Origin of the sequence: Aquabacter spiritensis, from assembly GCF_004346185.1 — a bacterium.
Lineage (GTDB): Bacteria > Pseudomonadota > Alphaproteobacteria > Rhizobiales > Xanthobacteraceae > Aquabacter > Aquabacter spiritensis.
Genome location: NZ_SMAI01000002.1, coordinates 423,754 through 444,103, shown reverse-complemented (window position 1 = coordinate 444,103; position 20,350 = coordinate 423,754). Strand labels below are relative to the sequence as shown.

Here is a 20,350-nt window from a genome sequence, read left to right as displayed (position 1 = left end):
GAACCGCCTGATCCAAATGAATGCCGTCGGAGCGGGAACATCCCGCATCGGGAGAATGCGCCATCGCACGGAGCATGGAGTGCGCGGACGTTTTGAGAATGCGGGAAATCAAGGGTCCGGCGACTCGCCCGCCGACGGTGTCGGTCGCCATGCTGCAGGTCGCTTCCGTCCGGCCCGTCTCGGCGCTGCGCGTCCATGCCGGATGCGACGCGGCCAAACTTGAGCTTTGCAAGGGATGCCGATTGGCGAGAGTGTCATGTCGCGAAGTCTGCTATAAAGCCGGCCTTCGCGTCACACGCCGGGGGGCGGGCGCCGCGGTTCGAGCGGCACCGGCGCGCGGCCAGACAAAGATCGATGCCAGGACTCCTCACTCCGGGGGATGGCACATATTGACGGTGGGGGATCGTGTCGGACGGCGCTGACGTGACCACGGACGGGTCCCGGGGCCCTCGGCCTGCGCGCGTACGCCATGCGACGGCCGCGGAGACCCCCGCCGTCGGCCCGGCCGCCGCCCCCGAAAGGCCCGCCGTCTGGCACCGCTTCAAGAAGCGCTTCTCCCCTCTGCACAAGCTCGAGCGCCGGCTGAGCGCGCTGCGCGACATCGCCCGGCTGAAGAAAACCGATGCCTTCGACCCGGACTGGTATGAAGCCGCTTATCCCGAGATTACCAGAACCGGCCTGTCTCCCCTCGTCCACTATGTTCGGAAGGGTGCGTGGGAAGGCCGGCGGCCGCGCGCGGACTTCGATCCGCTGTTCTATCTCAGCATGAACCGCGCCGTCGCCGCGAGTGGGGTCGAACCTTTCACCCATTATCTGCTGTCCGGCCGGCGCACGGACCCGACCCTCGCGACCGAGAGCCGCGCGCTGACCCATGCGGCCGTTCGCGGCGGACGGAAACGCGAACGCGGCTGGTATGGCGCCGCCGCCCTCACCCGCGCCCAAGTGTTTCCCGGCCCCCGAGCGCCCGGGTTCGCGGCCGATGCGGCGGCTTTGCCCGCGCGGACGCCCCATTCCGATGATTCGGGTGCCGACTGGCTCATGCGCCTCGGGCCGGTGGAACTGTTGCAGGAGCACATTCTCACCCGCACCGCCGCACCGGATGTGCCGCCCAGTCCACCGCATCCCTCGCTCTCGATCGTCACGGTGTTCGATGGCGACCGGGCGGCATTCGCGCGCACAGCCGGCTGGATCGGGGTGCTGCTCGCACACGCGCGGACCGCTCCCGTTCCGGCTCTGGTCGAATGGATCGTGGTCAATGGCGACCCCGCGTGCGCAGTCGCGGAAATCGAAGCGGCCTTCTCCCACGAGGTGCGGGCAGCGACCCGACTTCTCCCCGGCGGCGCGTGGCGCGGTTCGGCGGAGGGGAGAAATGCCGCCCTGGCGGAGGCGCGCGGCGACTTCGTGGTCCATCTCCCGCCGGGCGAGATCCTCGCGCCGGACGCGCTGGCCCTTCTCTCCCATTATGCCCGCACCTTCCCCCTCTGCCGCTGCATCTGCCCGGGCCGGGTGGAGCTCGACCGCAACGATGCCGCGATCCGGCGCTGCGACCCGCCCCTCGGCGCCGCGGACCTCGTCTTCCAGGCGGACAGCGGCGAGCCGGTCGCATTCCTGCGGGCCGATTTGTGCGCCGCGCTCGGCGGTTTCGACCCGCGCTTCTCCGGCGGCGACACGTATGACCTGGTGCTGCGCGCCGCGAGCCGCGAGCCGATCCTCGCCATTCCCGAGCCGGTGCTCGGGCGGCGGGCCGGACCCCTCCCCCGCTCCGAGGGCGCCAAGCGCGCGAGATCCGCGCGCGCCGACGCGATCCGGCGCCTCGTCGATGCCACCTGGCCGGAGCAGCGGCAGCCGGCCGCGCCCCGGGCGCCGGTCGTGCACGGCCTCTGCCTCGTGCGCACCCAGGGCCGGCGTCCGGACCTTCTGGCCGAGGCGCTCGGCTCGATCTACCGGCAGTCCGAACCGCTCACCGCCGCCGTGATCGTACACGCCGATGCCGCGACCTTTGCCGAAGTCCAGCGCACGGCGCCGCGCAAGGAGGGCCGCACCCTCTTCCTGCATGCGCCGGACACCAGCCGCCGCCGCGGCCATCCCTGGAATGTCGGGCTCGATCATCTCGCCGCAAACGCGCAGGCCTACCAATATCTGTGCCTGCTCGACGATGACGACATCTATTACCCCCTGTTCGCCTCCCGCATGGTGGAAGGGTTCCGCCTCACCGGGGCGGACGTCGTCTATGCCTTGGTCAACCGGCGCCCGCTTGGCGGCGCGCCGGAGCCCGCCCACATGCCCCTGCCCGCGAGCTGCCTCGTCGCCGGAAACTTCATCCCGACCAACAGTTACGCCGTGCGCACCGACGTTCTGCTCGAGTCCGGCGTCCGCGCCCTCGAGGACGTGGATTATTTCGAGGACTGGGACTTCCTGGTCTCGCTGCTCGCAGCGGATTGCCGCTTTCACCTCATCCCCGAAGCCGTCGGCGAGTTTCTCCTGATCGGCGACGGCAATGCTCCGTCCAAGCGCGACCCCGCCCATCACGCCTTGTGTCTCGCCCGGGTTCAGGACCGTGGCCGGCAGGCGGCGGCACGGCGCGGGATCGGCCGATTCTACCGCGATCTGATGGACTTCGACTTCCACAATCCGGCCATCCGCCATCCGTCGCCCGGCGGTCACCTGATCCTCGCCAAGATGCAGTTTCTGCGGAGCGCAGCGGCGCATGCTGGATGAGCGCGGCGCAGAGCCGGCGATTTCCGTCGTCATTCCGGTCCTCCTTCGGCGGGCCGAGCCCGGGATCCCGATGCTCCGCCGGGCGCTCGAATCGGTGCGCGACCAACGCTTCCCCGGACCAATGGAGGTGGTGGTGGTCGACGATGGCAGCCCCCGGCCGGTGGCCGAGGCGCAGGCCGCGCTCGGTCCGGCCGGCATCGGCGTCCGGTTCCTCCGGCAGACCCGCAATATGGGGGTGACGAGCGCGCTCAATGCCGGTCTTCAAGCCGCCCGCCACCCCCTCGTGGCGCGCCTCGATGCCGACGACGTCTGGCGGCCGGGAAAGATCGAACGGCAAGCCGCTCTGTTCGCCGCGGATCCCGATCTCACCCTGACGGCGACCGGCATGGTTTTGGTCTCCCCCGAAGGCAAGACGCTGGCCGAGCACGTGCGTCCCGCCGACTGGGAGCCGATCCTGGACTTTTGCGTGGACGTCGGGTGCCCGTTTCCCCACGGCAGCGTTCTGGCCCGCCGCGACATCTATCTCGTTTTGGGCGGCTACCCGCATCTCGCCTGCTACGAGACGTGCGAGGATTTCGCCTTGTGGAGCCTGTGGCTGCGCTTCTTCAAGCCGCGCATGCTGCGCGAGGTGCTCTACGAATACACCGTCTCGCCCGGCGCGGTCTCGCAGCGCCACGGCGACCGGCAGCGCAAAGCCTCCGATTTGTTGCGGGCCGACCTGCGAAAGCTCGCGCTGAGCCGGACCGCGCCCGCCGCCATGGCGGCATTCGCCGACGCGCTGGGCCTCTCGCTGGTGGAAGCCGGCGTCGTGGCTTGGCGCATGTGGCGCTTCGGCCTCGCCGTCGCTTTGCCCGAGGCGGCGATCCCTCCGCTGCGGGCCGCGATGCCCGACCGGGACGTCGAGGTCCGGCTCTCCGATCCCGCCGCCGTCGAGGTGCGCGACGTCCTCGCGCCGCGCCCGCAGGCCGGCCTCGCACGCGGCGGCCCGATCGTCCGCGCCCGCCCCCTGGCCTGACGCCTCGGAGCGCGGGTCCATCCGGCTTTTATTGCGACTGATTTGCGTTTGCGAGAAACTTATGCCATATTTCTGCAACTCGTTCTCAAATGCAGGTTCCCGCATGCTCCCGCGCCGCCTCGTTCTGGCAGGCCTTCTCGCCGCCACGCTTTCGCCGTTCGCGACTGGAGTGTCGGCGCAGCAGCCGGCACAGCCGAAATTCAAGGCGGTGACCACGTTCACGGTGATTGCCGACATGGCGCGGAACGTCGCCGGCGATGCGGCAGTGGTCGAATCCATCACCAAGCCGGGCGCCGAGATCCACAATTACCAGCCGACCCCCGGCGACATCCTGAAGGCCCAGGACGCACAGCTCATCTTATGGAACGGCTTGAACCTCGAACTGTGGTTCGAGAAATTCTTCCGTCGCCTGAAGAACGTGCCGAGCGTCGTGGTGAGCACGGGCGTCGTGCCGCTGGGCATTTCGGAGGGGCCGTATCGCGGCAAGCCGAATCCCCATGCCTGGATGTCCCCCGACAATGCGCTGATCTATGTCGACAACATCCGCGACGCCTTCGTGAAATACGATCCCGCCAATGCCGCGGCCTATACCGCCAATGCGGCGGCCTATAAGGCGAAGATCCTGGCCGATATCGCACCGATCCGCGCCGCGATCGATCAGATCCCGCCCGACCGCCGGTGGCTGGTGACGAGCGAGGGCGCCTTCTCTTATCTCGCCCGCGACTTCGGCTTGAAAGAACTCTATCTCTGGCCGATCAATGCGGATCAGCAGGGAACGCCGCAACAGGTACGCAAAGTGATCGACGCGGTCAGAGCCAACAAGATCCCCGTCGTCTTCGCCGAGAGCACCGTCTCGCCCGACCCGGCCAAGCAGGTGGCGCGGGAGACCGGCGCCCGCTATGGCGGGGTTCTGTATGTCGACAGCCTCTCCCCGCCGGACGGACCGACCCCGACCTATCTCGATCTCCTGCGCGTCACCGCGCAGACGGTGGCCGACGGGCTCGCGAACAAGAGCGGATCGCAATGAACGCGCCCGCTTTCGCCCGGTCGGCCGCGCACGCTCCGCCGGAGGCGGTGGACGGGGTGCGCGTCGCGAATGTCACCGTCACCTACCGCAACGGCCATACCGCGCTCATCGATGCCAGCTTTGCCATTCCGACCGGCACGATCGCCGCTCTGGTCGGGGTGAACGGCTCCGGCAAGTCGACCCTGTTCAAGGCGATCATGGGATTCGTCCGGGCCGCCCGCGGCGAGATTTCGATCCTCGGCCTGCCCGTCCCGGCGGCGCTGAAGCGCAATCTCGTGGCCTATGTCCCCCAGAGCGAGGAGGTCGACTGGACCTTCCCCGTTCTGGTCGAGGACGTCGTGATGATGGGCCGCTACGGGCGCATGAACTTCCTGCGTCTGCCGCGGGCCGCCGACCATGACGCGGTCGCCGCCGCGCTCGACCGGGTCGGCATGACGGACTTCCGCACCCGCCAGATCGGCGAACTCTCCGGCGGACAACGCAAACGCGTCTTCCTCGCCCGCGCCCTCGCCCAGGACGCGCGGGTGATCCTGCTCGACGAGCCCTTCACCGGCGTCGACGTGAAGACCGAGGAAGCCATTATCGAGCTGCTGCGCGGCTTGCGCGCCGAAGGCCGGGTCATGCTGGTCTCGACCCACGATCTCGGCTCGATCCCCGAATTCTGCGACCGCACCGTCCTGCTCAAGCGCACGGTCCTGGCTTCCGGCCTCACCTCAGACGTGTTCACGCGCGAGAATCTCGAGCGCGCCTTCGGCGGCGTGCTGCGTCACATGACGTTCGGCTCGGGCGATGGCGAGGTGGCGATGCTCTCCGACGAAGAGCGCCCTCTGCTGCTGAAGGCGGACGGCGAGCCGGCCAAGCGGACCGAGACATGAGCCTGCTCCTCGAACCCTTCGGCTACGGCTATATGCTGAACGCCATGTGGGTGTCGGCCCTGGTCGGGGCGGTCTGCGCCTTCCTGTCGGCCTATCTCATGCTGAAGGGCTGGTCGCTGATCGGCGACGCCCTGTCCCACGCCATCGTGCCCGGCGTGGCGGGCGCCTATATGCTCGGCCTTCCCTTCGCGATCGGCGCCTTCTTCTCCGGCGCGCTCGCTGCCGCCGCGATGCTGTTCCTCAACCAGCGCACCCGGCTGAAGGAGGACACGATCATCGGGCTGATCTTCACCTCCTTCTTCGGCCTCGGCCTGTTCATGGTCTCGCTCTCGCCGACCTCGGTGAACATCCAGACCATCATCCTCGGCAACGTCCTCGCCATCACGCCCGAGGACACGCTCCAGCTCGTCATCATCGGCACGGTCTCGCTCGCGATCCTGCTGCTGAAATGGAAGGACCTGATGGTGACCTTCTTCGACGAGAACCATGCCCGCACCATCGGCCTCAACCCCTTGCTGCTGAAGGCGATGTTCTTCACCCTCCTGTCCGCGTCCACGGTCGCCGCGCTCCAGACGGTGGGCGCCTTCCTGGTGGTCGCCATGGTGGTGACGCCGGGCGCGACCGCCTATCTGCTGACCGACCGGTTTCCGCGCCTGATCGCCCTCTCGGTCGCGATCGGCGCCATGACCTCGTTTTTCGGCGCCTACATCTCCTATTTCCTCGACGGCGCGACCGGCGGGGTGATCGTGGTGCTTCAAACCCTCCTCTTCCTCACCGCCTTCGTCTTCGCGCCCAAGCACGGCCTGATCGCCGCCCGCCGACGCGCCGCCGACGTGCTGAAGCGGCCGGAGGCGGCGTGATGCTTGAGACCCTCCTTCTGCCGTTCCAGTTCGACTTCATCCGCTCGGCGCTCCTGATCTCGGTCCTGGTCGCGGTGCCGACCGCTTTGCTCTCCTGCTTTCTGGTGCTGAAGGGCTGGTCGCTGATGGGCGACGCCATCTCCCATGCGATCCTGCCCGGCGTCGTCCTCGCTTACATCGTCGGCATTCCGCTCTCGGCCGGCGCGTTCGCCGCCGGCATGGGATGCGCGCTGCTGACCGGCTATCTCAAGGCCAATTCCCGGGTGAAGCAGGACACCGTCATGGGGGTGGTGTTTTCCGGCATGTTCGGGCTCGGCATCGTCCTCTACACGCGGATCCAGTCGGACGTGCACCTCGACCACATCCTGTTCGGCGACATGCTGGGCGTGGAATTTCCGGACATTCTGGAGAGCGGCCTCATCGCCTGCGTCGTCTCCGGCCTCATCCTGGTAAAATGGCGCGATCTGCTGGTCCATGCCTTCGACCCGGTTCAGGCCAAGGTCACGGGGCTTCCCGTCGATGTCCTGCATTACGGGCTGCTCGCATTGCTTTCGCTCGCGATCGTCGGCGCCCTCAAGGCGGTCGGCCTCATCCTCGCCATCGCCCTGCTGATCGCCCCCGGCGCCATCGCCTTCCTGCTCACCCGCAGCTTCGGCCGGATGATGGTCTATGCCGTTGCCGCCGCGGTGGCCGCGGCGCTCGGCGGGGTCTATCTCTCCTTCTTCATCGACAGCGCGCCGGCCCCGACCATCGTGCTCCTGATGACGATCGGCTTCCTCGCCGCTTTCGCGGTCTCCACGGTCCGGGTGCGGCGCGCCCAGGCCGGGCTCGGCTGACACGTCACATGGCGGAGGGTCGACACCCTTCGATGAAGAGCGGACTGGCCGTCATCCCTTCAGGAAGTCTGCAAAAGCCGCATCATAGGCGCCGTGCCAGCGCGACAGCGGCGGACGGTTCTCGACGATGTCGCCGGCCGCCCAGAGGATCCGGCGCTCATCCACGGCCCGGCTCACGTCATTGTCGGGACACAGGATGTAGAAGTCGCCGGCATCGAGGCGCGTCAGCATGAAATCCACCGTCTCCTCGGCGGTCCAGGCGCCGGCCGGCTTGTCGCTGCGTCCGCGCACGGCGAGCGGGGTGAAGACGAAGCCGGGAATGAACAGATGCGCCGTCACCGCGCAGCCGGGGGTGCCGCGCAATTCGTGCTGGAGCGCCTCCGTGAACACCTTCACCCCGGCCTTGGAGACATTGTAGGCCGGGTCGCCCGGCGGCGTGGTGATGCCCTGCTTGGAACCGGTATTGACGATGAGCCCCGGCCGGCCCGACGCGATCATCGCCGGCGCGAACACCTGGCTGCCGTCAATGATGCCCCAGAGATTGACCTCGATCACCCGGCGCCAGCCCTCGGGATCGGAGAACAGGCTGCTGCCGGGCTGGATTCCGGCATTGTTCATCAGCACGTCGACCGGGCCGAGACTGGCCTCCGCCTCGCGCCGCAGCCGCTCGACATCGTCCCGGCGGCTGACGTCGACCGCGACGGCATGGCAGCCGGCGCCGAGGGCCGCTTGCGCGGCATCAAGGCGGTCGCCCGGCAGATCGGCGATGCAGACCTTCAAGCCGGCGGCCACGAAGCGCCGCGCGGCGGCAAGACCGAGGCCGGAGGCGCCGCCCGTGACGACCGCGACGCGGCCGGCGGCGAGGGCGGGATGGCGAAACGAAGAGGTCATGGCGCGCTCCTGCGTTCTGGGGACTGATGCGGTCGGGTGCGAAAAAGAGCGCCCTTGCGTCCCACGCGCAAGGGCGGGATAGAATCCGGCCGCGAGATCGCGCAGGTGTGTCTCGACGCGGATTTCGATCGGGCTCAAGCGATCCGAACGGCGCGCGCATCCCTATCAAGGGCACCGGAAGCGGTGCGGCGGACCCGCGGTGTGCCCGCGCGTCTGCCACGAACGAGGAGAAACACCATGTTCATCGCGATGAACCGCTTCAAGGTGAAGACCGGCTCGGAGGCCGAGTTCGAGCGCATCTGGCGCGAGCGCGACAGCCACCTCGCCGAGGTGCCGGGCTTCGTGTCCTTCGACCTCCTCAAGGGCGCGACCAAGGAGGACCATACGCTCTATGCCTCGCACAGCCTCTGGCGGTCGAAATCCGCGTTCGAAGACTGGACCCGCTCCGAAGCCTTCCGCGCGGCGCATCGCGATGCCGGCGCCAACAAGGTGCATTATCTCGGCCATCCCGAGTTCGAGGGCTTCGAGGCCGTCCTCTCGCAGCGCGGCGCCTGAGCGGCCGCCATGCTGAAAATCGCCGACACCACCCATTTTCCGCCCGGCCATCCCCAGGTCGCCTTCGGGCGCATCGGCGTGCTGCTGGTCAATCTCGGGACGCCGGAAGCGACCGATTATTGGTCCATGCGCCGCTATCTCAAGGAATTCCTGTCCGACCCGCGGGTCATCGAGGTCAATCGCGTCGTCTGGTGGCTGGTCCTCAACCTGATCGTCCTCACCAAGCGGCCCGGTCCCAAGGGCAAGGATTACGACACGATCTGGAACAAGGCGCTCGATGAGGGCCCGCTGAAGACCATCACCCGCGCGCAGGCCGAGAAGCTCGCGGCGGCGATCACGCGCGAGGATCCGCGCCTGATCGTCGACTGGGCGATGCGCTACGGCAAGCCGCCGATCGCCGAACGGCTCGAAGCGCTGCAGAAGCAGGGCTGCGAGCGCATCCTGATCGTCCCGCTCTATCCGCAATATGCCGCCGCTACGACCGCCACCGTCTGCGACAAGGCGTTCGACGCGCTCAAGACCATGCGCTGGCAGCCGATCGTGCGTATCGCCCCGCCCTGGCACGACGATCCCGCTTATATCGAGAATGTCTGCATCTCCCTCGAAGCGCATCTCGCGCGGCTCGATTTCGAGCCGGAAGTGATCCTCGCCTCGTTCCACGGCGTGCCGAAATCCTATCTGGAGAAAGGCGACCCCTATCATTGCCACTGCATGAAGACCGGCCGCCTGATGCGCGAGCGCCTGGAAATGTCGCCGGAGCGGTTCCGCATCACCTTCCAGTCGCGCTTCGGCACCGAGGAATGGCTTCAGCCTTATACCGACAAGACGGTGGAGGCGCTGGCCAAGAGCGGGGTGAAGCGGCTCGCCATCGTCAATCCCGGCTTCACCGCGGACTGCCTGGAGACGCTGGAGGAGATCGGCGGGGAAAACCGCGAAATCTTCCTGCACAATGGCGGCGAGAAGTTCGCCGCCATCCCCTGCCTCAACGATACCGAGGAGGGGATGCGGGTGATCGAAACCGTGGTGCGCCGCGAGCTTTCCGGCTGGATGGCCAGCCGGACCTGAGCGCGCGGGCCTTCTGCCCCCGTCACCCGCGGCGGCGCGGGTGACACCGGCGCGGGCTGCTCTCCCTCAGAGATCGAGGTCGACGCGCACCAGGGTCGGATCGTCGCTGCCGGCGCGGACGGTGAAGCCGAGATCCTCGGCGACCCGCAGCATGGGCTGGTTCTCCCGCAGCACGTCGCCGAACACCCGCTTCAGCCCCTGGCCGCGGGCATAAGCGAGAATCTCGGTCATCAGGCCGTAGCCCAGGCCCCGCCCCTTCTGGTCGGACCGCACCATGATGGCATATTCGGCCTCTTCATTGTCCGGATCGGCGATGATCCGGACCGCGCCGACGATTTCCTGAAGGTCGTTGAGCGCGACCAGCGCCATTTCGCGGTGATAGTCGATCTGCGACAGACGCGCCGCCATGAGGTGCGGGAAGTCCTTCAGCGCGCCGAGAAACCGCATGCGGACATCCTGGGGATCGGAACGCCGCACCATGTCGACCAGAGCCGGCTCGTCCTCGGGACGGATCGGGCGGAAGCGCAGGATCTGGCCGTCGGTCAAAGCGAGCGTGCCGGCGAGCCGCGACGGATAAGGCCGGATGGCGAAATGCCGGGTGCCGGCGCCGGTCGCGGGATGGGCGACGATGCGCGCATCGAGCGCGATCACCCCGGCGGAGTCCGCGAGCAGCGGATTGATGTCGAGCTCGGAGATTTCCGGGATGTCACCGAGCAGATCCGAAATCTTCACCAAGGTCGCCTCGATCGCCGCCATGTCGGCCGGCGCGCGATCGCGATAGCCCGCGAGCAGCCGCGACACGTGCGTGCGCTCGATCATTTCGCGCGCCAGCAGCCGGTTGAGCGGCGGCAGCGCGACCGCCCGGTCGGCGATCACCTCGACCGCCACCCCGCCTTCGCCGAACAGGATCACCGGGCCGAAGGTCGCGTCGTTGCTGATGCCGACGATCAGTTCGTGGGCCTCGGGACGGTGGATCATCTCCTGCACCGTGAAGCCGTCGAGCCGCGCGTCGGGCCGGCGCTGCGCCACCGTCTCCAGCATGGCGCGCGCCGCCGCCGCGACCGCCTCGCCAGTCCGCAGATCGAGCCGCACGCCGCCGACATCGGTCTTGTGGGTGATGTCGTGCGAGAGGATCTTCAGCGCCACCGGCCGGCCGATCTCCTGCGCCACCTGCGCCGCCTCCTCCGGGGTATGGGCGAGGCGCGTCGCGACCACCGGAATATCGTACGCCGCGAGCACGCCCTTGGCCTCGAACTCGGTCAGGGTGGCGCGGCCGGCGGCGACCGCCTGCCGGACGATCTCGCGCGCCCGCCCACGGTCCGGCTCGTCGAAGGCGCGCGCCGGCGGCGTTTCCATCAGCAAAGCCTGGTTGCGGCGATAGGCGGCGAGATGGATGAAGGCGCGCACGGCCTCGTCGGGCGTCTCATAGGTCGGCACCCGCCGTGCCGCGAACCGGCGGCGCGCCTCGGCCACCGCGGTCTCGCCGAGCCAGCAGGTGAGGACGGGGGCGCCGGGACGGGTCCGCAGCGTATCGATCACCGCGTCCGCCGCCTCGGTGGAATCGGCCACCGCCGTCGGGCAGTTCAGCACCAGCACCGCGTCGGTGCCGGGATCGCCGAGCAGCGCGGAGAGGCTGTCGGCATAGCGCTTGCCGGGCGCGTCGCCGATGATGTCGACCGGATTGCCGCGCGACCAGGTCGCCGGCAGCACCGTGTCGAGGCGCGCGATGGTCGCCTCGCCGAGCGCGGCCAGCCGGCCCGGCGTGCCCTCGAGCGCGTCGGTCGCGAGCACGCCGGCCCCGCCGCCATTGGTCAGGATGGCGAGGCGGTCGCCCTTCAGCCGCAGCCCTGAGGACAGCGTGGTCACCGCCTCGAACAATTCGCGCAGCTCGTAGACGCGCAGCATGCCGGCGCGCCGGAACGCGGCGTCATAGACGATGTCCGATCCCGCGAGCGCCCCGGTATGGGACAAAGCCGCCTTGGCCCCGGCCGCGCTCCGGCCGGCCTTGATCACGATCACCGGCTTGGTGCGCGCAGCGATGCGCCCGGCCGACATGAATTTGCGCGCATCGGTGATGCTCTCGACATAGAGCAGGATGGCGCGGGTGGAATTGTCCATCGCGAGATGGTCGAGCAGGTCGCCGAAATCGACGTCCGCCATGTCGCCGAGCGAGACGATGTGCGAGAAGCCGAACCCGCGCGCATCGGCCCAGTCGAGCACCGCCGTCGCCATCGCCCCGGACTGGGTGACGAAGGCGACGTCACCCTTTTTCGGCATCAGATGGGCGAAGGAGGCGTTGATCCGCGGCCCGGTGGACAGGACGCCGAGGCAATTGGGGCCGACGATGCGCAGCAGGTGCGGGCGCGCCGCGTCGAGCATCTTCTGGCGCAGATCCTTGCCTTCCGCGCGGTCCCCCTCGCCGAACCCGGCCGTGATCACCACGGCCGCGCGGCACCCTTTTGCGCCGAGTTCGGCGATCACGCCGGGAATCGCGTCCGGCGGCGTCGCCACGACCGCGAGATCGACCGGAATGGGCAGATCGGCGATGGCGGCATAGTTCAGGGAGGAGCGGATGGCGCGCTCCTTGGGATTGACCGTGAGGATCGGGCCGTCGAACCCCGCCTCGAACAGGTTCCGCGCGATCACCGAGCCGACCGAGCCGGGCCGGTTGCTGGCGCCCACGAGGGCGATGGCGGCGGGATGGAACAAGGCGTCGAGATTGCGGGTCGTCATGGGCTGCCTCGCTCGTTTCAGCCGCTCCGAAGCGTCGCCCTCCCTTGGCGGCTCCGGCACCCCGGCGCCTTGACGCGGCGCAAAAGGCTGCCCGAACGCCGCCGCCCGCGCAACCCGGCAACCCGAGCGCGCCGATCGCAGAAGCGCGCCCGACGCGCCCGGCGGGACCCGTCAGTGCTTGAAGTGCCGCACGCCGGTGAACACCATGGCGAGGCCCGCCGCGTCCGCCGCGGCGATCACCTCCTGGTCGCGCATCGAGCCGCCCGGCTGGATCACCGCCGTCGCACCCGCCTCGGCTGCCACAAGGAGGCCGTCGGCGAACGGGAAGAAGGCGTCGGACGCCACCACGCTGCCTTTGGTCAGGGGATCGGCGAGCCCGGCCGCCTCCGCCGCATCCTGCGCCTTGCGGGCGGCGATCCTGGCGGCATCGACGCGGCTCATCTGCCCGGCGCCGATTCCCACCGTCGCGAGGTCGCGGGCATAGACGATGGTGTTGGACTTGACGTGCTTGGCGACCCGGAAGGCGAAGCGCAGATCCGCCAGTTCCCGCGCGCTCGGCGCGCGCCGCGTCACCACCTTCAGGTCCATCGCATCGACCCGGGCGACGTCGCGCCCCTGGACCAGGAGGCCGCCCGCGACGCTGCGAATGTCGAGACCCGGCGCTTCGGGGTCCGGCAGGCCCCCGGTGAGGAGGAGGCGCAGATTCTTCTTGGCGGCGATGAGGGCGATCGCCTCTTCCGAGGCGTCCGGCGCGATGATCACCTCGGTGAAGATTTCGGTCATCGCGCGGGCGGCGGCCGCGTCGAGCGGGCGGTTGACGGCGATGATGCCGCCGAAGGCCGAAACCGGGTCGCAGGCCAGCGCCTTGCGATAGGCGTCGTCGAGCGAGGCGGCCTCCGCCACGCCGCACGGATTGGCATGCTTGACGATGACGACGGCCGCCGTGCGGGCCGGATCGAACTCGGCGACACACTCGAAGGCCGCGTTGGTGTCGTTGATATTGTTGAAGGAGAGCTGCTTGCCCTGGACCTGGCGGGCGCTGGCGACGCCGGGCCGGGCCTCGCCCGTGGCATAGAAGGCGGCCGATTGGTGCGGGTTCTCGCCGTAGCGCAATTCCTCGCAGAGCCGGCCGCCGACCGCCCGATAGGCCGGCGCGGCGAGCTTCAGCTCCCCCGCGAACCAGTTGGAAATCGCCGCATCATAGGCCGCCGTGCGGGCATAAGCGGTCTGGGCGAGGCGGCGGCGCAGCGCCAGCGTGGTGCCGCCATGCAGTTCGATCTCGCCCGTCACCGCGGCATAATCGGCGGCATCCACGACCACCGCGACGTCGGTGTGGTTCTTCGCGGCGCCCCGGATCATGGAAGGTCCGCCGATATCGATATTCTCGATCGCGGTTTCGAAATCGGCGCCCTTCGCGATGGTCGCCTCGAACGGATAGAGGTTCACCACGACGAGGTCGATCGGCAGGATCGCGTGTTCGGCCAGCGACGCCTGGTGACCGGCATCCGCCCGCACCGCCAGGATGCCGCCATGGACGCGGGGATGCAGCGTCTTCACGCGGCCATCCATCATTTCCGGAAAGCCGGTCAGTTCGGCGACATCCATCACGCTCAGCCCGGCCTCGGCCAGGGCCTTGGCCGTGCCGCCGGTCGAGATCAGCTGCACTCCGGCCTTGCTCAAAGCGGCGGCGAAGGGGATCAGCCCGGTCTTGTCGGACACCGAGATGAGGGCACGGGTGACGGGGCGGATATCGGCGGTCATTTGGGAACTCCGGTCGCGTCAGGCTCGCCTAACACGGCCGGCCCCGCCCGTCACCCGCCGCGCCGGCCCCCGCGTGCGTATCCGCGGGGCGCATCGCTCTCGCGCGTCCGCACGAGGGTCCACAGGATGCGCGTGGTTTCCGGCAAAGCGCCGGTAATGCTGAGTTGCAGGCTGCGGCGCGGGCCGTCGGGTGCCGCCAGATAGACGCTTTCTTCCACCGCAACGGTCTGGTTGGGCGCGACGAAGGCCCAGGCTTCGCCGCCCGGCACCGTCAAAAGGACCGTCGCCGCATCCTCCAGCCGCTCCACCTCGATCGCCGGGTGAAGATGGAACCGGGCGCAGAACGGCACGGCGCGCAGGGTCGCGCCCGGCGGCGCGCTGAACTGGTCCTCGCCGTCGAGCCGCGCCCCGTCGGCGGCGAGCCGCCAGGAGCGCTGATGCAGGACGCCGAAGGGCTCCGCATAGCCGTCGTGCCGCGCCCGGACCAGGACCGCGCCCTCGCGCCCGCCGCGCTGCACCGGGACATCCCGCGGCCCGGAAATGATCGGCGCCCCCACCGTCCGGGCGAAGCTCCCGACCTGGAGAAACCGGCAGGACGAGGTATCGCCGACCACGACCGTGGAATGGGCGGCGGTGGCCCGCGCGACCTGCCGCCAGCGATCGCGGTTCACTTCGGTCATGCCGCAATTGACGATGATGCGGTGCCGTCCGCTCGACATCTCGAACGACAGGCAGCTGGCATGCGCCTCGTCGGACGCCGAGAGCGGCGGGGGCGCGCCGGTGTCGGCGATCACGACGGTGCCGTGCGCCTCCAGCCGCTGGAAGCCGGCATGCGGCGCATTCGCGACCGGCACGCCGCGGGCATCGTCATAAGCGAGGATCGTGGCGAGCTGATCGGCGGCCGTGTGGCTCATGCCGTGAAACAGGGCAAACGCGCCATCGCCGTGCCGGAAGAAGCGCAGCATCGGCATCATGCGGTCGATCGCATTCATCAGCGGCGGCGGCGCCGGCTGGTTGCGGGCGGCATAAGCGTGACGCAGCGGGAGAAGATCGAGCAGCAGCGCGATCAGCATGCCGGGGCTGCGGGTCAGCGGCCCGCCATCGGGCAGGATCTGGCGGTCGAGTTCCTCCATCAGGCGCTTCTGGGCGGCGCGCATCAGGCGGGTCTGGTCGGACATGCACAGTCCGGCGAACGCCAGGGCGATCAGGGAGATCAGCCGGGGATAGCCGTCCGGCGCATCGCCCGCCGCGCGCCGGAGATGCCGGACCTGCCGCGCCACCGAGCGCATGAAGCGCCGGTAGAAATCGTGGTCCGCATCCTGGAGCACGAACGGGGCCTGGGTGAGCCAGGAGATGATGCGCCGCGCCGCCACGTCAGGGCGCTGTGCGATCGCGCGGGCATAGCCGGGATCGCGCATCCAGTCGCCGACCAAAGCGCGGGCATTGGCGCGGGCGATCGTGGTGCCCGCCGCCCGCAAATGCCGCAGCCAGCCGAAGCCGTGCAGCGTCTCGGCCCATTCCTCGGAGGGCGGCTCCAATTCGAAGGGGGTGCGGCCCTCCAGCATGGCGATCTTGCCGGAGAAGGCGAAGCGCCCGGCATAGATCTCGCTGGCGCGGGTGGCATCCCCGGTGCGCAGGTCCTGCGGGGCGATCAGCAGGCGCTCGGGCACAGGGACCGCCACGCGGCCGAGCGTCAGCGGCGCCGCGGGCGTCCGCGAGAGCAGGGAACGGACGGTACGCCCCGCCAGAAAGGCCGCTAGGCGCATGCGTTCTGCAATGGCTGCCCGGGTCATTCGGACGGGTCGGTCCTCAGTCGCGTTTGCGCAAGCGGGCTGCAAAGAAGCCGTCGAGCCCGGAACGCTCCGGTTCTCCCCGCATCCAGTCACAGGGCAGAGTGCGCAAATCACCTTGAGGAGTCGTGAACGCCGCGACGGCCGCGCCATCTTTTGCGTCGATCGGCACCCGTTCGGCATCGGGACGCGCCGAAAGCAGCCGGGCGATCTGGTCCTCGCCCTCCTCCCGCTCCAGCGAGCAGGTCGAATAGACCAGGAGGCCGCCGGGCCGCACGAGATCCAAAGCGCGGTCGAGCAGGCGCGCCTGGAGCGCCGCCAGCGTCGCAATATCCTGCGGCCGCTTGCTCCAAGCAATGTCGGGATGGCGGCGCAGCGTGCCGGTCGCGGTGCATGGCGCGTCCAGCAGGACCGCGTCGAAAGGCCCGCCTTGATAGGTGGCGGCGTCGGCCGCGACGCAGGTCGCGGCGAGGTTGAGGCGCGCGAGATTTTCCTTCAGCCGGACGAGCCGCTCTCCCGACCGGTCGATGGCGGTCACCTGGGCGCCCGCAGCGGCGAGCTGGGCGGTCTTGCCGCCCGGCGCGGCGCACAGATCGGCGACCCGGAGTCCGGCGACCGGACCGAGCAGGCGGGCGGGAAGCGCGGCGGCGGCATCCTGCACCCACCAGGCGCCCTCCGCGAAGCCCGGCAGCGCGCGGATCGGGCCCGCCTGGAGCACGCGCACCGTGCCGGTCGGCAGGACTTCGCCGGACAGGCGCTCGGCCCAGAGTTCGGGATCCGCCTTCACGCTGATGTCGAGGGCCGGCTCTTTCGCGTGGATCGCGGCGATCGCCGCCGCCGTGTCGGCGCCGTAGGTGTCGATCCAGCGTCGGCGCAGCCAGTCCGGCGTGTCGACCGCGAGCGGATCGATGTCCGCGAGCCGGGCCGCACCCTCGCGGGCGACACGCCGCAGAACGGCATTGGCAAGGCCGGCATAGCCGCCGGTCGACCGGTCGCTGCGGGCGAGGTCGACCGCCAGCCCGACCGCCGCATGGTCCGGCACGTCCATGAACAGGATCTGCGCCGCCCCGGTGAGAAGGATCGCTTCGAGGCGCGGCGCCGAGCGCGGCAGACCCCGCTCCAGCATGCCGGCGAGCAGGGTGCGCAGCGTGCCGAGGCGCCGCAGCGACACGGCGAGGATATGGAAGGCGAGGGCCCGGTCGCGCGGCTCGAGTGCCGGCGCATCCTGGAGGGCCTCGTCCATGGAGGCCCCGGAGCGCAGCACGCGGTCCAGCGCGTCGGCGGCTCGGCGGCGTGCTTCGAGGCCGGGCGCCGCGGGGCGGGGGCCGGTCGGGTTCGGACGGTTCGGGGATCTCATGGCGCGCAGGTAAGCCGTTGCGCGGCGGAAGGCAACCGCCGCGCGCGGTTCGGGGGTGTCCGGACCCGAACCGCGCCAAGGTCCGCCGGCGTCAGCCCCAGGGCCCGCGCCCGCCGCGCCGGGCATTTCCGCCCCACGGACCGGAGGGCGCGGTGCGGGGCATGAAGCTGCCGCTGCCCGCAGCCCCCATCCGCCGCGCCAGATCCTGGAGCGCGGCGATCCGGTTTTCGGTGGCCGGATGGGTGGAGAACAGATTGTCCATCCGCGCCCCCGACAGCGGGTTGATGATGAACATGTGGGCGGTGGCCGGGTTCGCCTCCGCCTCGTAATTCTGCACCTGATGGGCGGCGCCGGAAATCTTCGCCAGCGCCGAGGCGAGGGCGAGCGGCTGGCCGCAGATTTCCGCGCCGGTGCGGTCGGCCACGTATTCGCGCGAGCGGGAGATCGCCATCTGCACCACCATCGCGGCCAAAGGCGCCAGGAACACCATCAGAATGGTGCCGATCATGCCGAACGGCGAGCCGTTATTCTCCCGGTTCCCGCCGCCGAAGAACAGGCCGAAATTCGCCAGCATCGAGATCGCGCCCGCAATGGTGGCGGTGATCGTCATGGTGAGCGTGTCGTGATGCTTCACATGGGCGAGTTCGTGCGCCATGACCCCGGCGATCTCGTCGCGATTGAGCATCCGGAGCAGGCCGGTGGTCGCCGCAACCGCGGCGTTCTGCGGATTGCGCCCGGTCGCGAACGCGTTCGGCTGGGGATTGTCGATCAGATAGACCTTCGGCATGGGCAGTTCGGCCCGCGCCGCCAGATCGCGGACCATCCGCACCAGATCGGGCGCGGTCCGCTCGTCGACTTCGCGCGCGCCGTACATCCGCAGCACGAGCTTGTCGGCATTCCAATAGCTGAACAGATTCATGGCTGCCGCCACGAGGAAGGCGATCATCATGCCGCCCCGCCCGCCGATGACGAAGCCCACCACCATGAAGAGGGCGGTCAGACCCGCAAGCAGGATGGCCGTCCGCAGGTAATTCATTGTCTCCTCCGCGCGGCCGATGCCGCACCCGCCCCGCAATCGTGCGGTGCACTATTAGGATGGGAATGCATTCGGCGTGTCGCAAGGGCACGCTTGCGGGCCGAACAAAGCGAGATCGGGCGCCGGACCGCGATTCGCCCCTGGTCCGTTCCCGCCGCGTTGCGGGCGCAGAGAGACGGCGTCCCGCTGTGGGACAGGCGGCGGCCGCGGCCCGGGGCGGACCGCGAACGCGCGCAGGCCCGCGATTCGCTCCGCTTCCGTTCCCCTTGCGTTGCGGGCGCAGAGAGACGGCGTCCCGCCCCGGGACAGGCGGCGGCCGCGGCCCGGGACGGACCACGAACGCGCGCGGGCCCGCGATTCGCCCCGCTTCCGTTCCCCTTGCGTTGCGGGCGCAGAGAGACGGCGTCCCGCTGCGGGACAGGCGGCGGCCGGGACCCGGGACGGACCGCGAACGCGCACAGGCCCGCGATTCGCCCCGATTCCGTTCCCCTTGCGTTGCGGGCGCAGAGAGACGGCGTCCCGCGGCGGGACAGGCGGCGGCGGAGGTGTCGCCGCGTTGCCGGTGAGGCGAACCGGCGACAGGTCCGCGTCGCCGATCCGGGTCCGCTCTTGGTGGTGGAGATGATCGGATCGGCCCTAAGGCGCGGCGGCATCCCGCGCGGCGGGTGCGGGCGGGGCGAAGGCGCGCGCCGGCCAGGAATGATCGTCCGCCCGGCCGGGAACGGCCTCGAGGGGCGCGCCCTCGGTCAGCGCGCGCGCCGCGTCCCCGGCCGGCACCGAAGCCGGCACCGCGGCCGCGCCCACCAGCGCACTCGCGCCGCGCGGCCCGTCCGTCAAGGAAAGCGCCTGCGGCCGGCCGTCCAAGACGCCCGGGATCTCCGGCGCCGGCTCCGCCAGCAGGCGAGTGACGTCCTTCTGCGCGAAATAAGCAAGCTTGCGCGACCCGGCGCGGGTGAAGCGCACGCCGTCGCCGAGCCGCAGCCGGCGGCGCTGGCCGTCGACGGCGGGGCCGGACGCGGCATATTTTCCCTCCTCGTCGACGAACCCGTCCCAGACGCTGACAAAGGTGGCGCCCGCGCGGGCGGCCCGGGTGCGCAGAATGTCGTTGATCTTCTCGTATTGAGCCGAGGTCGCCGCATTCTGGACCGGCGCGAGGCCGACCAGAATCACGCCCGCGGCACGGGCGCGCAGGGCGGCGAGGACCTCGTCGACGCGGCGGCCGAACAACTCGTTCCAGCGGTCGGTGAGCGGCTCCACGCTCTGATCGCCATCGCGGATCGGCCTGAGATCATTGGCGCCGAGCGCCAGGACCACGGCATTCGGCTTGGCGTCCGCGACGGCTTGGGGGATGGTCTGCAGGATGTCCGGCAGCCCCGCTTGGTCGGGGGGCAGGAAGCCGGCCTCGTCGTCGGTCCGGCCGACCACCGCCGGATTGGACCGGTCGCGCACATAGAGGTCGGCCAGTCCCTGCGCGAGCTGGCCGCCCCATTGGTCGCCGAGGACCAGGACGAACTGCGTGGGCGGCTGCTTCTTGCCCTCCACCGCCGCGTCGGCGCTGGCATGGACGGTCCCCTCCGGCTCGGGCGGCGGACGCTTGGGCGGCGGCGCCTCGACCGGAGCGGGCTGCGGCTTGAACAGCGTCCAGCCGCCGAACAGGTTGAAGCCGCCCTGGGGCACGTTGGCGGGGGGGCGCGGCACGTTTCCCGGCGGGCGCAGAATGTCCTGCGCATATGCGCCCCCCGCCGGCGCTCCGGCCAGCAGCAGGGCGGCGAACATCCAGGCGAGGCGGGGAAGAAGGCGGCTCATGCCGCACGACATGACACCACCCGCG

General features: G+C 69.8%; 15 protein-coding genes. 8 read left to right on the top strand and 7 right to left on the bottom strand.

Features of this window, described 5'->3' with window-relative positions; all coding sequences use genetic code 11:
- Positions 1–405 precede the first annotated feature (405 nt).
- From EDC64_RS06190 to EDC64_RS06165, 6 genes are all read left to right on the top strand, one after another.
- Entirely contained in the window at positions 406–2,718 is a 2,313-nt protein-coding gene (locus tag EDC64_RS06190; protein ID WP_132030376.1) for a glycosyltransferase family protein, read from the top strand.
- Positions 2,708–3,733: a glycosyltransferase family 2 protein gene (locus EDC64_RS06185; RefSeq protein WP_132030375.1), complete on the top strand. Its 1,026-nt coding sequence runs from the start codon at positions 2,708–2,710 to the stop codon at positions 3,731–3,733. Before EDC64_RS06190 ends, EDC64_RS06185 begins: the two co-directional genes overlap by 11 nt.
- A 103-nt stretch (positions 3,734–3,836) precedes the next feature.
- Complete coding sequence (locus EDC64_RS06180; protein ID WP_132030374.1) at positions 3,837–4,760, top strand: metal ABC transporter substrate-binding protein; 924 nt, start codon at positions 3,837–3,839, stop codon at positions 4,758–4,760.
- Entirely contained in the window at positions 4,757–5,635 is an 879-nt protein-coding gene (locus tag EDC64_RS06175) for a manganese/iron ABC transporter ATP-binding protein (protein ID WP_132030373.1), read from the top strand. The genes EDC64_RS06180 and EDC64_RS06175 overlap by 4 nt, the downstream gene beginning before the upstream one ends.
- Entirely contained in the window at positions 5,632–6,495 is an 864-nt protein-coding gene (locus tag EDC64_RS06170) for a metal ABC transporter permease (protein WP_132030372.1), read from the top strand. The genes EDC64_RS06175 and EDC64_RS06170 overlap by 4 nt, the downstream gene beginning before the upstream one ends.
- The gene (locus tag EDC64_RS06165; protein WP_132030371.1) at positions 6,495–7,331 is read left to right on the top strand and encodes a metal ABC transporter permease; all 837 of its coding nucleotides are present in this window, start codon (positions 6,495–6,497) and stop codon (positions 7,329–7,331) included. The genes EDC64_RS06170 and EDC64_RS06165 overlap by 1 nt, the downstream gene beginning before the upstream one ends.
- 51 nt (positions 7,332–7,382) lie before the next feature.
- Here the strand turns inward: EDC64_RS06165 and EDC64_RS06160 are convergent, their stop codons facing one another.
- Positions 7,383–8,222, bottom strand: a complete 840-nt coding sequence (locus EDC64_RS06160) for an SDR family oxidoreductase (RefSeq protein WP_132030370.1) — start codon at positions 8,220–8,222, stop codon at positions 7,383–7,385.
- A gap of 237 nt (positions 8,223–8,459) precedes the next feature.
- On the opposite strand from EDC64_RS06160, the gene hmuQ reads away from it, so the two are divergent.
- Complete coding sequence (gene hmuQ / locus EDC64_RS06155) at positions 8,460–8,777, top strand: heme-degrading protein HmuQ (protein WP_132030369.1); 318 nt, start codon at positions 8,460–8,462, stop codon at positions 8,775–8,777.
- Between the two features lie 9 nt (positions 8,778–8,786).
- Entirely contained in the window at positions 8,787–9,842 is a 1,056-nt protein-coding gene (gene hemH / locus EDC64_RS06150) for a ferrochelatase (RefSeq protein ID WP_132030368.1), read from the top strand.
- Between the two features lie 66 nt (positions 9,843–9,908).
- Here the strand turns inward: hemH and EDC64_RS06145 are convergent, their stop codons facing one another.
- The 6 genes from EDC64_RS06145 to EDC64_RS06120 form a co-directional block, all read right to left on the bottom strand.
- Positions 9,909–12,575: a bifunctional acetate--CoA ligase family protein/GNAT family N-acetyltransferase gene (locus EDC64_RS06145; protein ID WP_132030367.1), complete on the bottom strand. Its 2,667-nt coding sequence runs from the start codon at positions 12,573–12,575 to the stop codon at positions 9,909–9,911.
- A 171-nt stretch (positions 12,576–12,746) separates the two neighbouring features.
- A complete protein-coding gene (gene purH / locus EDC64_RS06140) occupies positions 12,747–14,336 on the bottom strand; it encodes a bifunctional phosphoribosylaminoimidazolecarboxamide formyltransferase/IMP cyclohydrolase (protein ID WP_132030366.1) in 1,590 nt (529 codons plus the stop codon).
- A gap of 50 nt (positions 14,337–14,386) precedes the next feature.
- On the bottom strand, positions 14,387–16,102 hold the full coding sequence (locus EDC64_RS06135) for a heparinase II/III family protein (RefSeq protein WP_245504558.1): 1,716 nt from the start codon (positions 16,100–16,102) through the stop codon (positions 14,387–14,389).
- Positions 16,103–16,145: 43 nt separating this feature from the next.
- Positions 16,146–17,483 carry an RsmB/NOP family class I SAM-dependent RNA methyltransferase gene (locus tag EDC64_RS06130; RefSeq protein ID WP_132030364.1) on the bottom strand — a complete coding sequence of 446 codons (1,338 nt, stop codon included), beginning with the start codon at positions 17,481–17,483 and terminating at the stop codon, positions 16,146–16,148.
- A 91-nt stretch (positions 17,484–17,574) separates the two neighbouring features.
- Positions 17,575–18,519 (bottom strand): zinc metalloprotease HtpX, encoded by a 945-nt coding sequence (gene htpX / locus EDC64_RS06125; RefSeq protein WP_132030363.1) that lies wholly within the window; start codon positions 18,517–18,519, stop codon positions 17,575–17,577.
- A gap of 636 nt (positions 18,520–19,155) precedes the next feature.
- Positions 19,156–20,325 (bottom strand): SGNH/GDSL hydrolase family protein, encoded by a 1,170-nt coding sequence (locus EDC64_RS06120; RefSeq protein WP_165933655.1) that lies wholly within the window; start codon positions 20,323–20,325, stop codon positions 19,156–19,158.
- Positions 20,326–20,350 lie beyond the last annotated feature (25 nt).

Coding starts and splice junctions, on each gene's coding strand:
- EDC64_RS06185 (WP_132030375.1), top strand. CDS start 2,708: ATGCTGGATGAGCGCGGCGCAGAGCCGGCGATTTCCGTCGTCATTCCG.
- EDC64_RS06180 (WP_132030374.1), top strand. CDS start 3,837: ATGCTCCCGCGCCGCCTCGTTCTGGCAGGCCTTCTCGCCGCCACGCTT.
- EDC64_RS06175 (WP_132030373.1), top strand. CDS start 4,757: ATGAACGCGCCCGCTTTCGCCCGGTCGGCCGCGCACGCTCCGCCGGAG.
- EDC64_RS06170 (WP_132030372.1), top strand. CDS start 5,632: ATGAGCCTGCTCCTCGAACCCTTCGGCTACGGCTATATGCTGAACGCC.
- EDC64_RS06165 (WP_132030371.1), top strand. CDS start 6,495: ATGCTTGAGACCCTCCTTCTGCCGTTCCAGTTCGACTTCATCCGCTCG.
- EDC64_RS06160 (WP_132030370.1), bottom strand. CDS start 8,222: ATGACCTCTTCGTTTCGCCATCCCGCCCTCGCCGCCGGCCGCGTCGCG.
- hmuQ (WP_132030369.1), top strand. CDS start 8,460: ATGTTCATCGCGATGAACCGCTTCAAGGTGAAGACCGGCTCGGAGGCC.
- hemH (WP_132030368.1), top strand. CDS start 8,787: ATGCTGAAAATCGCCGACACCACCCATTTTCCGCCCGGCCATCCCCAG.
- EDC64_RS06145 (WP_132030367.1), bottom strand. CDS start 12,575: ATGACGACCCGCAATCTCGACGCCTTGTTCCATCCCGCCGCCATCGCC.
- purH (WP_132030366.1), bottom strand. CDS start 14,336: ATGACCGCCGATATCCGCCCCGTCACCCGTGCCCTCATCTCGGTGTCC.
- EDC64_RS06135 (WP_245504558.1), bottom strand. CDS start 16,102: ATGCGCCTAGCGGCCTTTCTGGCGGGGCGTACCGTCCGTTCCCTGCTC.
- EDC64_RS06130 (WP_132030364.1), bottom strand. CDS start 17,483: ATGAGATCCCCGAACCGTCCGAACCCGACCGGCCCCCGCCCCGCGGCG.
- htpX (WP_132030363.1), bottom strand. CDS start 18,519: ATGAATTACCTGCGGACGGCCATCCTGCTTGCGGGTCTGACCGCCCTC.
- EDC64_RS06120 (WP_165933655.1), bottom strand. CDS start 20,325: ATGAGCCGCCTTCTTCCCCGCCTCGCCTGGATGTTCGCCGCCCTGCTG.